At 66.8% G+C, this 11,677-nt stretch carries 8 protein-coding genes; 3 read left to right on the top strand and 5 right to left on the bottom strand.

Translation table 11 applies throughout. The features are described from left to right. Positions 1-108: 108 nt before the first annotated feature. The gene (locus PV768_RS07555) at positions 109-768 is read right to left on the bottom strand and encodes a hypothetical protein (protein ID WP_421092692.1); all 660 of its coding nucleotides are present in this window, start codon (positions 766-768) and stop codon (positions 109-111) included. Then, the gene (locus tag PV768_RS07550) at positions 765-1,100 is read right to left on the bottom strand and encodes a helix-turn-helix transcriptional regulator (protein ID WP_421092691.1); all 336 of its coding nucleotides are present in this window, start codon (positions 1,098-1,100) and stop codon (positions 765-767) included. Before PV768_RS07550 ends, PV768_RS07555 begins: the two co-directional genes overlap by 4 nt. A gap of 206 nt (positions 1,101-1,306) precedes the next feature. On the opposite strand from PV768_RS07550, the gene PV768_RS07545 reads away from it, so the two are divergent. The 3 genes from PV768_RS07545 to PV768_RS07535 all read left to right on the top strand — a co-directional run bounded on the left by PV768_RS07545 (position 1,307) and on the right by PV768_RS07535 (position 7,183). Next, positions 1,307-1,888: a recombinase family protein gene (locus PV768_RS07545; protein ID WP_421092690.1), complete on the top strand. Its 582-nt coding sequence runs from the start codon at positions 1,307-1,309 to the stop codon at positions 1,886-1,888. A 394-nt stretch (positions 1,889-2,282) separates the two neighbouring features. Further along, entirely contained in the window at positions 2,283-5,921 is a 3,639-nt protein-coding gene (gene metH / locus PV768_RS07540) for a methionine synthase (RefSeq protein WP_421092689.1), read from the top strand. Between the two features lie 29 nt (positions 5,922-5,950). Then, positions 5,951-7,183: a saccharopine dehydrogenase family protein gene (locus PV768_RS07535; protein ID WP_421092688.1), complete on the top strand. Its 1,233-nt coding sequence runs from the start codon at positions 5,951-5,953 to the stop codon at positions 7,181-7,183. 94 nt (positions 7,184-7,277) lie between these two features. Here the strand turns inward: PV768_RS07535 and PV768_RS07530 are convergent, their stop codons facing one another. The 3 genes from PV768_RS07530 to PV768_RS07520 form a co-directional block, all read right to left on the bottom strand. Next, positions 7,278-8,102, bottom strand: a complete 825-nt coding sequence (locus PV768_RS07530) for an alpha/beta fold hydrolase (protein ID WP_421092687.1) — start codon at positions 8,100-8,102, stop codon at positions 7,278-7,280. Between the two features lie 140 nt (positions 8,103-8,242). After that, positions 8,243-11,095, bottom strand: a complete 2,853-nt coding sequence (locus tag PV768_RS07525) for an ATP-binding cassette domain-containing protein (protein ID WP_421092686.1) — start codon at positions 11,093-11,095, stop codon at positions 8,243-8,245. Further along, positions 11,092-11,670 carry a hypothetical protein gene (locus tag PV768_RS07520; RefSeq protein ID WP_421092685.1) on the bottom strand — a complete coding sequence of 193 codons (579 nt, stop codon included), beginning with the start codon at positions 11,668-11,670 and terminating at the stop codon, positions 11,092-11,094. The genes PV768_RS07525 and PV768_RS07520 overlap by 4 nt, the downstream gene beginning before the upstream one ends. Positions 11,671-11,677: the final 7 nt, after the last annotated feature.

The raw sequence follows: 11,677 nt of genomic DNA, 5'->3' as shown, positions 1-11,677 counted from the left end.
TTTTGGCGGTTTTCACGTTCCGTTCGAGGATCCCTTACCGGGCGTCGCGACTTTATAACCCTCCGAGCGAGCGAACGTCCAAGTCTTTTTGCCACCCTCCGGAGTTCCCTAACCAGCAATGGCGTCGAGGGGCCGTCCGTTCGCGTCGAGTGGGACGCCCCTCTCGTCAACAAGAAAGTCCTCGACGACCTGGCCCGAGGCGGTGTCGATAATGATGATGGAGTTCGCTGGCCATGACGGGTCAGGAACTGGCGCGTAGTTGACGTCCGGGATGCTGGTGCTGTTAGTCGCGCGATTAAACGCATCTACGACTGCACCAGTGCGGGTGTTCACTGCCACGATTTCCTGAGGCAAATTCGCCGTGCTTCCGCGCTCCGGCGTGGAGTTCCACCACCCTTCGTAGCCGCCGATCGGACGGTCGTGCACAGGCGTTCGAGCCACTGGCGGTGTTTCCGCATTTGATCCGCTTGCTTGAATGCCGACAGCAGCGCCGACTAATAGGATGGCGGCCGCACCGGCCACGCCCAGTCCTAGTTTCATACTTTCCCCCTTTTTGAAACGCGACAGCACCTGGCTGCCGCGGTGAAGCACCTCATAGAACCTTGCAGTTGCCGATGAACAGGCCGCTCCGATGAGCAGCGACGACACGGAGATGCCAATTTGGGGGCCGTCCCGCAGGTCCGCTTTCCATTGCTCCTCACGAACCTCCCGAAGGCGGTCTGGAGTCAGCGCCACACAGAGGGCAAGGGCAGCCTCAGTCATCTTCATACGCCGAACCACTGGCCCTGAAGAATTGCCGGCGAGGGCGGGAGTGGAGAGGGCGTAAGCTTCGCTTGTTGTGCCGCCACGTACTCCTGCGCCAGAGGACGCGCCTCAGCCAATAGGCGGTAGTACCTACGGCGAGGGCCCTTGCGCTCCTCCGATGAATCCCATTCCCCCTGAACCCAACCCGCCGACTCGAGGCGGTCAAGTATGGGGTAGACCGTTCCCGGCTTCTTACCGACATCCTTCACGATGTGAAGCCCCCAAACGCTGTCGGCCGACAATAGGGCTTCCAGGACCAGTGCGGTGGCTGGCGTAACCCGCCCCAAGTTCTCCATAGGCCAAATCTATCTATATAGATTTAGATGTCAAGCCGCCAGTTACTCCCCCGAACACACCGCCCGCAAGCCGGTCCCCCACCGGCGCAAGCGCCACCCAAAATTTTCGGATCACGATTCGCCGGATTTCCGCAGCCGCCCGATTCCCGTAAGACCCGCCCGCAAATATGCCCGGTGACGGGGGGCTAAACGGTACATTCAACACCATGACCGGACTCCTCATCGGATATGCCCGCGTATCCACCAACGACCAAGACCTCACCGCCCAGAAGAATGCCCTGGCCGCTCTGGGAGTATCGTCGGAAAAGACGTTCACAGACCAAGGCCTGACCGGCGCCAACCGGGCGAGGCCGGGACTCAGGGAAGCGCTGGCCGCCTGCCGCGACGGAGACACCCTGGTCGTGACCAAACTCGACCGCCTGGCCCGGTCGCTGCGCGACGCGACGGACATTGTCGACGAACTCACCCGCCGCGAAGTCAAGCTGAGCATCGGCGGTTCCGTCCATGACCCCACCGATCCCATGGGCCGGCTTCTCTTCAACGTCCTGGCAATGGTCGCCGAATTCGAAGCCGACTTGATCCGGGCACGGACCCGGGAAGGCATGGCGGTCGCCAAGGCGAAGGGTCGCCTGCGGGGGAAACAGCCCAAGCTTTCCAAAAAGCAGGAAGCCCACCTGGTCTCCGTTCACCGTGCAGGGACGCACACCACGGTGGAACTTGCCGAACTCTTCGCGGTAGCGCGCTCAACCGTCTACCGTGCCATCAAACGCGCAGGCGACGCCACATGACCACTTAGCGTGATTTCCCTACCAACCCTCCTCGGACCCGTATCGCACGGCGCCACCGAGACTTGTGCAGAGGACTTCGGAAATTCCGTGCAGACGACTTCGGAAAATGACACAAAGAGCCGGCTTTAGTTGGTGCATCGCCGTGTCAAAGTTCGACACCGGAAACTACTGGAGCGACCTTGGTCAAAACTAGGCGAGGGAGGTTTTTTGGATTGAGGAAGCCGGAGCCCGTTATCAACTTTGTGCAGTGGGTGGTCGTTGAATGTGGTCGCTCTTACCGTCACATGTAGAGACTTGACTTGGCGCTCGCGGTATGGCGCCCGGCATCGCACCCCCGCCGTAGCACACAGAAACACTAAGCAATGTAATTGGCCCCTCCGCGTAACCTTGTTTGATGCCCCGTTTTGCGCTCGACATCGAATCCGTGCCCCGCCCTGCCCGTTCGCAGGAGCTTCTGGACGCCGTGAACCACTCCGTGGTCATTGCCGACGGCGCCATGGGCACCATGCTGCAGGGCCGGGACCTCTCGCTGGAGAAGGACTTCCTGGGCCTGGAAGGCTGCAACGAGATCCTCAATGACACCCGCCCGGACGTACTCGCCGACATCCACGACGCCTATTTCGCCACCGGCATCGACGCCGTCGAAACCAACACCTTCGGTGCGAACTGGTCCAACCTCTCCGACTACGGCATCGACGACCGGATCGCAGAGCTCGCCCTGAAGGGCGCGAAGATCGCCCGCGAACGCGCTGAGGCGGCAGAAAAAACAGACGGACGGATGCGCTGGGTCTTGGGTTCGATGGGCCCGGGCACCAAGCTCCCCAGCCTCGGCCACACCAGCTACGACTACCTCAAGCAGACCTTCGCCCTGCAGGCCGAGGGCCTCATCGACGGGGGAGCGGACGCCTTCCTCATCGAAACCAGCCAGGACCTCCTGCAGACCAAGGCCGCCGTCAACGGCTGCAAGCAGGCCATCGTCACCCGCGGCATCCGGCTCCCCATCTTCGTCGAGGTGACGGTCGAAACCACCGGAACCATGCTGATGGGATCCGAAATCGGCGCCGCCCTCACCGCGCTCGAGCCGCTCGGCGTCGACGCCATCGGCCTGAACTGCGCCACCGGCCCGGACGAGATGAGCGAGCACCTGCGCCACCTCTCCAAGCAATCCTCCGTGGCCATCGCCTGCATGCCCAACGCAGGCCTGCCCATCCTCGGCGCCAACGGCGCGCACTACCCGCTCACCCCCACCGAACTCGCCACCGCCCACGAGCAGTTCGTGCGCGAGTTCGGACTGGGCCTGGTGGGCGGCTGCTGCGGTACGACGCCGGAGCACATGGCCGCCGTCGTCGAACGTCTTGCGCCCTTCCGCACCCGCGAGACGAAAGCGAGCAGCGGCCCAGCCCGCGTCCCCACCGAGCGCGAGGCCGGCGTCGCCTCCCTCTACCAGCACGTGAACTTCGACCAGGACGCCTCCTACCTCGCCATCGGTGAACGCACCAACGCGAACGGCTCCAAGGCGTTCCGTCAGGCAATGCTCGAAGAGCGCTGGGACGACTGCGTCGATATCGCCCGCGAGCAGATCCGCGTGGGCGCGCACCTGCTGGACGTCTGCATCGACTACGTGGGGCGTGACGGCGTGGCCGACATGAAGGAGATCGTCTCGCGTTTCGCGTCGGCCTCCACGCTCCCGCTGGTCATGGACTCCACCGAACCCGCCGTACTGCAGGCCGGCCTGGAACACATCGGCGGCCGCCCGGTGGTCAACTCCGTCAACTACGAGGACGGGGACGGCCCGGACAGCCGCTTCGCGCGCATCATGCCGCTGGTGAAGGAACACGGCACCGCCGTGATCGCCCTGACCATCGACGAACAGGGCCAGGCCCGCACCACCGAAGGCAAGGTGGCCATCGCCTCCCGCCTCGTCGACGCCCTGGTGGGCGAATGGGGGATGCGCGTCGAGGACATCATCGTGGACGCCCTGACCTTCCCCGTCGCCACCGGCCAGGAAGAGACCCGCCGGGACGGCATCGAAACCATCGAGGCCATCCGCCAGATCACCGCCAAGTACCCGGGCATCAACACTACGCTCGGCGTCTCCAACGTGTCCTTCGGACTGAACCCGGCAGCGCGGGTCGTCCTGAACTCCGTGTTCCTGCACGAGGCCGTGCAGGCGGGCCTGACCAGCGGCATCATCGACGCCGCCAAGATCGTGCCGCTCGCCTCCCTCCCGGAGGAGCAGCGCAAAGTGGCCCTGGACCTCGTCTGGGACAAGCGCGAATACGACGCCGAGGGCAACACCACGTACGACCCCCTGGCCATCATGCTGGACATGTTCGCCGGCGTCGACACCGCAGCCCTCAAGGACCAGCGCGCTGCCGAACTCGCCGCACTGCCCACGGGCGCGCGCCTGGAACGCCGCATCATCGACGGCGAGGGCAAGGGCCTCGAGGAGGACCTGGACCTGGCGCGCAGCGAGGGCATGACCCCGCTCGGCATCATCAATGACCACCTGCTCGAGGGCATGAAGGTGGTGGGCGAGCGCTTCGGCGCCGGCGAGATGCAGCTGCCGTTCGTGCTGCAGTCCGCCGAGGTGATGAAGAACGCCGTGGCCCTGCTCGAGCCGCACATGGAGAAGTCGGATTCCTCCGGCAAGGGCACCATGGTGATCGCCACCGTGCGCGGCGACGTGCACGACATCGGCAAGAACCTGGTGGACATCATCCTCACCAACAACGGCTACAAAGTGGTCAACATCGGCATCAAGCAGGGCATCGCTGAGATCATCGCCGCAGCCGAGCAGCACAACGCCGACGTGATCGGCATGTCCGGGCTGCTGGTGAAGTCCACCGTGGTGATGAAGGAAAACCTTGCGGAGCTGCAGTCCCGCGGCCTGGCGAAGAAGTGGCCCGTGATCCTCGGCGGTGCAGCCCTGACCCGCGCCTACGTGGAGCAGGACCTGGCGGAGCAGTTTGACGGCGTGGTCCGGTACGCCAAGGACGCCTTCGAGGGCCTTTCCCTCATGGAGCCGCTGGTCCGCGTGGCCCGGGGCGAATCGCCGGACGACGTCGGCCTGCCGCCGTTGAAGAAGCGCATCCACAAGGGCGGCGCGAAGTTCACGGTCACCGAGCCCGAAGCGATGCCCGGCCGGTCCGACGTCGCCTCCGATAACCCCGTGCCCGCGCCGCCGTTCTGGGGCACGCGCATTGTGCGCGGTGTCTCGCTCCACGACTACTCGGCGTTCCTCGACGAGCGCGCCACGTTCATGGGGCAGTGGGGGCTCAAGCCCGGCCGCGGCGAGGACGGCGCCTCCTATGAGGAACTGGTGGAACGCGAGGGCAGGCCGCGCCTGCGCTACTGGCTGGACCGCATCCTCGGCGAGGGCATGCTCGACGCGTCCGTCGCCTACGGCTACTTCCCGGTGGTTTCCGAGGGGGAGCAGGTGGTGGTGCTGCACCACGGCGAGGATCGCGACGGCGTCCTGGGCACTGCGGGGCTCCTCGCCCCGGACGGTGGTTCAGGCGGCCCGATCGGCAGCGACCGTCTGCGCTTCAACTTCCCGCGCCAGCGCCGCGACCGGCACCTGTGCCTCGCGGACTTTGTGAAGTCCCGCGAATCCGGCCAGATCGACGTGCTGCCGGTGCAGCTGGTCACGGCCGGCTCGAAGATCGAGGAGTTCACCTCCAAGATGTTCGCCGCCAACCAGTACCGCGACTACTACGAGCTCAACGGCCTGGTCATGCAGCTCACCGAGGCGCTGGCCGAGTTCTGGCACGCACGGATCCGCAAGGAGCTGGGTTTCGCCGCCGAGGAGCCGAAGGATACGGCAGGGTATTTCAAGCTCGAGTACCGCGGTGCGCGGTTCTCGCTCGGCTACCCCGCGTGCCCGGACATGGAGGACCGCCGCAAGGTGACGGAGCTCCTGAAGCCCGAACGGATGGGCGTGGTGCTCAGCGACGAGCTGATGCTGCACCCCGAACAGTCCACGGACGCGTTTGTGTTCCACCACCCGGAGGCGAAGTACTTCAAGGTGTGAGCGCAATGCCGCTGTGAAAGGCTGCAGTCATGGACACCTCATCTCGGGAAAATGACCTCGTTCTCTACGGAGCGACGGGTTTCGTTGGCAGACTGATCGCCGCCTACCTCGCCGAGCATGCACCGGCCGGTCTCCGAGTCGGACTCGCGGGCCGGTCCAAGTCCAGACTCGAGGCGGTTCGGTCGCAGTTGCCGGCCGCGGCGCACGGATGGGCCCTCATCGAAGCCGACTCGGAGGATGCGGACTCAATCGCCGCCCTGGCTGCGAACACACGGGTGCTCTTCACAACCGTCGGTCCATACGCGAGACACGGACTACCCGTCGTCGAGTCCTGCGCACGGGCCGGTACCCACTATGCCGACCTCGCGGGTGAGGTGTCCTTCATCCGGGAGGCGATCGATCGCTATGACGTTCTGGCCAGGACGAGCGGAGCCAGGATCGTGCACTCCTGCGGCTACGACTCAGTGCCGTCCGACCTCGCCGTACTGCTGCTTCATCAGGCGGCAGAAGCCGATGCCGCTGGCGGTTTGGTCGAGGTCCAACTCGTTGCTAAGGCCAAGGGCGGCCTGAGCGGAGGCACGCTCGAATCGATGCGCGGGCAGCTCGACGCGATGCGATCGAGCACCGCCCTGAGGTCATTAGCCGCGGACCCCTTCGCTCTGAGCCCCGACCGCACCCGGGAGCCGACAACACCACAGCCACCCGATGCCGGGCCTGTGCGCCGTTCCGCTGACGGCACCTGGACTGCGCCGTTCATCATGGCCCCGTTCAACACCCGGATAGTGCGCCGCAGCAACGCATTGCAGGGCTGGGCCTACGGACGCTCCCTTCAGTACGGCGAGGTGATGGGGGTGGCCCCCGGACCGGCGGGAGCGGTCCTCGCCAGGGCAATGGCACTCGGGCTTCGGGCATTCACGGGCGCGATGGCATTTCCGCCGACCCGGAGGGTGCTCGACCGCTGTCTTCCGGTACCGGGTGCGGGTCCGAGCATCAGCACGCAGCGCGCGGGCTGGTTCCACTCCCAGGTGACCGCCCGCACCGAGGACGGCCAGCGTTACCGGGCGATTGCTGCTGGCCCCGGTGATCCCGGCTATGCCGCCACCGCCGTGATGGCAGGGGAGACTGCACTCGCTCTTGCCCTCGACAGTGACCGGCTGCCAACCGCTAAAGGGTCGCTGACACCGGCCACCGCACTCGGCGACGTGCTCATACAGCGACTCCGCGCGGCCGGCCACACGTACGAAGTAACCAAACTCGCCTGAACCCGGATCCTGCAGCTCGCCTGAAATGGGCAATCATTGACTGAACCTGCCTCGACCAGGCAAAACCGGGCGGAGGAGGGGCCAGCGGCGCCTGTCAGGAGCGGGTGTCGAGGTAGTGCAGAATCGCCCGGGCCGTTTCCTCCGGGGCGCTGACATGGGGGCAATGCCCGGTGGCCTGGAGCTGCACCAGGGTGCTGTGTTCCAGATTCTTGTGCAGGTAGGCGCCCACTTCCGGCGGGGCAAGTCGATCGTCGGAGCACTGCAGAATCAGGCAGCTGGTGCGCACCTTCTTCAGTTCAGGGCGGGTGTCGGAGAAGAAGGTTACCTCGGCGAAGTGCCGTGCGATGGTTGGATTTGTCCGGCAGAAGCTGCCACGCAGATCCTCCGCTAGCTCCGGCTCTTGCGGGTTGCCCATAACCATGGGCGCCAGGGCCGCGGCCCAGGCGAAATAGTTGCTGTCCAGGGATGCCAGCAGGCCCTCGATGTCTTCTCTCGAAAACCCGCCCACGTAGCCGTCGTACGGGTCATCCGTATGACGGGGTGAAGGAGCAAGCAGGACCAGGTGGGAGAAAGGGTTGGGGTCCTGCACTGCGGCGATCACGGCGATCATCGTGCTGACACTGTGGCCCACCAGGATGACGTCATCGAGTTCAAGGGCGGCGCAAATCTCCAGCAGGTCCGACGCGTACCCATTCAGGGACCCGTACTTGTCCCAGTCATAGGCGCTGATGTCGGAGTGTCCTGCACCAACGTGGTCAAAAAGCACCAGCCGGTAATCATCAACGAAATAGGGCAGCAGCTTCCGCCATATAGCCTGATCGCAGCCAAAACCGTGTGCGAACATCATCACAGGCCCATCATCCCGGCCCGATATGGTGACATTGTTCCGGCCGATTACCGCAGCAGCTGCTTCGATCACATTCTCACTGACCCTCCGTAGAGTGGCGTCCTGTCCCAGACTATCCACGGGGAATTGCGAATCCTAGGGATCCTCCCACTATGACCTTCACAGCGACATCGATGCAGCCCGTTGCAAACTGACACGGCTTACGCGACTCCTCAAACCCTGAGCTGTAGCCGATCCTTGGCCTGGGCGGAATGAGCCTTTTCGGCTTGACCGCCCGCGCTGGAGACCGGCTTCACCCGCCGGAGCGCGGCAAGGATGGCCCGCCCCACCACGGCGATTCCGATGATGGTGGTGATCGCGCGCAGGGTGTCCCAGCCCGCCGTCGACGTCACCAGCGAGTACAGCAGGAAGCTGCTCAGGTTGGTGCCCAGCGGCGCGCCGGGCACATACGAGATGCCGGTGCCGGCGCCCACCGCGAAGGGCCAGAACCACAGGTTGGTCAGCAGGCCGAACAGGTAGGACGCCACCACACCATAGCCGGCCAGCATCCACAGTTCGGCCCTGCCGCGCACCCGCCGGGGGAGCAGGCCGGCCCCCGCACCCACCCACGCACAGGCGAAGATCTGGAACGGAGTCCACGGCCCGATCCCGCCCCACAGGGCACTTGAGAGGGCGATGGTGGCGGCGCCGAGCAGCATGCCGAATCGGGCGCCGAACGCCCGGCCGGCCAGGATCAGCAGGATGAACACTGCTTCAACGCCCCCGACGCCGGTGCTCGCCACCCGGACAGCCGTGCCGACGGCGGCCAGGACGCCGAGCAGCGCGACCGTGTGTGCGGAGCGGACTGAGCCGTCCAGGGACACAACGATGGCGACGGCGGCGAGCGGCGCGATTGCCAGCGCCGCGTAGGGGAGGGCGGCGGCTGCGTCCTGCGGGAGTGCCGCGGCAAGCAGCGGCCAGCAGAACGCGGCGAGGGCCACGACGTTTGCGGCTGCGAGGACGGCGAGTTCGACGCCGCGCGGCAGCCGGATGCGGGGCTTCCGTTCCGCGCCCTGGAAGTCCGGTTCGGTGAATGGCTTTGGCCGGGCGCCCGCCTGCCGGGGAATCAGGGCAAGCGGTTCCGGCGCGTCAGTCACCGGCGGGGAAGGCGCGACGCCGTCACGCATCGGGAGGATCCGGGCGCCGAGACCGTGGGCAAAGTCGTGGTCGTGCGTGGCGATCAGGACAGCGGTACCGGAATCCGCTGCGGACCGGAGCGCGGCCGAGACCGCCTTGCGCGCGGCCGGATCGAGCCCGCGGGTGGGCTCGTCGATCAGGAGCACCTGGGGATCATCCATGGTCTGCAGCGCAATGGCCAGGATCCTGCGCTCGCCTGCGGAGAGGTCCCGGGGATGCTCGTGTCCAATGGGCATCGTGACGTCGCCCCGCAGACGGGCCAGGCGTGACGCCGCCAAGCCGGGCTCGGGCTGTTCGCCCTTCTTTCGGCGCGCAAGGCGCCGCTCGGCCGCGCGGAGCTCTCCCTCGACCGTATCCCTGGTGAAGAGGTCGTCCGAGGCGTCCGGCACCAGGGCGACGCGGCCGCCGTCGACCGTTCCGCCGTCGTTGGTTTCTACTCCGCCCGCCACCTTACTGACCGCCCCCTCACCTAAGGCAAGCGCCACCAGCAGGGACGATTTTCCTGCCCCGTTCGGCCCCACCAGGGCCACCACTTCGCCGCGGTGCAGGGCCAGGGACGCGTCGCGCACCAGCGGCGTGCCCTTGCGGTGCACCGCGAGGTTGGTCGCTGTCAGCACGGGCGCGGCGCCCGCAGGCTGTGCCGGCGCTGGATGAGAAGCATCGCGGTGCGAAGGCGGCGACGGCGCGGCGCCCGGCACCAGGGCGCCGTCGGCGATAGTCCACCAGGAGTCGGCAACCGGGACGAGCGCTGCCGCCCGGTGCTCCGCCACGATGATGCAGACGCCGTCACCGGCGAGGGCATTGAGCACGGCGATTACGTCCCTGCGGGCCGTGGTGTCGAGGTCTGCCAGCGGCTCGTCCACCAGGAGCAGGGGAGGCTGCTCCACCACCGCGGCGGCGATGGCCACGAGCGTTGCCTCCCCCGCCGAGAGGGTACTGATGTTCCGGTCCAGCAGCGCCGAGACCCCGATGCGCTCGGCGACCTCCAGCACCCGGGCCGTGGCGGCGGCTGATGGCATGCCGCGCAGTTCAAGGGCGAGGGAGATTTCGTCCCGCACCCGGGTGCTGGCGAAGGCGGCACGGGGATTCTGCAGGACGACGCCGATGAGTCGGGCGGTATCGCGCGGCGGCGTGGCGGCCCGGTCCGTTCCGGCGATGCGCACGGTGCCGGAGATCCCGCCGCCGTCGACGTGGGAGAGCAGGCCGGCGATGCCGCGCAGGATGGTGGACTTGCCGGAGCCCGTGGGCCCGGTAATGACAGTGATGGACCCGCTCTGCGGCGTGAACCCGGCAACGCGGACCTGTGCGTCGCCGATGCGGAACCGGGCGTCGCGCACCAGGAGCGGGCCGCCGTCGTCGTTCCCCGGTTGCTGGGCGGCGCGGCTCCCGAAGCCGCGCAGCTCAAGGGCGGCGGCAACCCGGGCCGCGTGTTCAAGGGTGCGCTCGAGGACGGGCACCAGGGCGCGGGGCCCGAAGCGTTCGCCCCGCAGCCGGAACGCCAGGCGCACGGAGGTGACGGCGTCGGCCAGCGCGGGGAGCGCCGCCCACGCCACGACGAGCGTCCGCGCCAGGCCCTGCATGGGGCCGCGGCGGGCCAGGTGAACGAAGCCGCGGGCCACGTCCACGAATGCGTTCAGCAGGCCGAACCCAATGAACAGCCCGGCAATCGGCAGGGCGGACAGGACCGCCGCCCACAGCCCGGGCCCGGTGACCGGACCGAGGAAAACCACGTGGGCGTACGGGGCTGGCAGCCGCATGGCCGGCAGGTCGAGCAGGATGGGCGAGCCAAGGCCCGTGCCGTTGAAAAGGACGCGGTAGATGACCCGCGCCGCGATGAACACGACGGCGAGAGCAATGCCGGCGCGCAGCGGCGCGGGTCGGAAGGTCATGCCGCGGGGGCGGCCGGTTCGCCGTCGACGGTGAAGAGCAGTTCCAGGCTCTGGCCCGGGCTGACCTGCAGGGTGGCGAGGCCTTCCTGCGCGTATTCCCAGGCGCCGGCGTCCTTCTTTAGCCAGAGGGACCAGTAGGCGAAGGCGGCGGGCATGCCGGTGCATTCTTCCTTGTACGAGCCGGCCTTGTGCTTGATTTCGAAGTCCGCGGCGGGTACACCGTTCACCCGGCACACCAGCTCGTTGGGGTACTGGGTGGTGCCCACGGTTTTTACGTTGGCTTCCTCGAGCACCTTGGACGCAGCGGTGGGACCGTCCACGGGCACGCACACGGACTTGTCAGCCGCAGCCTGCTTCAGGGCGCCGGAATCGACGATGACCTTCACGCCGTCGCAAGTCCCGGCCGTGCCGGATGCTGTGGTGGGTGCGGCGCTCGACGAAGCGGCTGCGGAGGAGGCCGGCGCGGAAGTGGTGGGCTGGCTGGCGGCCGGCGCGGAACAGGCGGCGAGGGTAAACAGGAGACCGGCGGCGGCGAGGGAGCTCGCGGCGGCGGTGCGCATCTTAGTCAAAGTCACTTGTTAA

The organism is Pseudarthrobacter sp. CC4, assembly GCF_048957775.1.
Lineage (GTDB): Bacteria > Actinomycetota > Actinomycetes > Actinomycetales > Micrococcaceae > Arthrobacter.
The sequence above is the reverse complement of the archived record's forward strand: the minus strand, read 5'-3'. Positions and strand labels throughout refer to the sequence as shown.

Coding starts and splice junctions, on each gene's coding strand:
- PV768_RS07545 (WP_421092690.1), top strand. CDS start 1,307: ATGACCGGACTCCTCATCGGATATGCCCGCGTATCCACCAACGACCAA.
- PV768_RS07535 (WP_421092688.1), top strand. CDS start 5,951: ATGGACACCTCATCTCGGGAAAATGACCTCGTTCTCTACGGAGCGACG.
- PV768_RS07525 (WP_421092686.1), bottom strand. CDS start 11,095: ATGACCTTCCGACCCGCGCCGCTGCGCGCCGGCATTGCTCTCGCCGTC.
- PV768_RS07550 (WP_421092691.1), bottom strand. CDS start 1,100: ATGGAGAACTTGGGGCGGGTTACGCCAGCCACCGCACTGGTCCTGGAA.
- metH (WP_421092689.1), top strand. CDS start 2,283: ATGCCCCGTTTTGCGCTCGACATCGAATCCGTGCCCCGCCCTGCCCGT.
- PV768_RS07555 (WP_421092692.1), bottom strand. CDS start 768: ATGAAGATGACTGAGGCTGCCCTTGCCCTCTGTGTGGCGCTGACTCCA.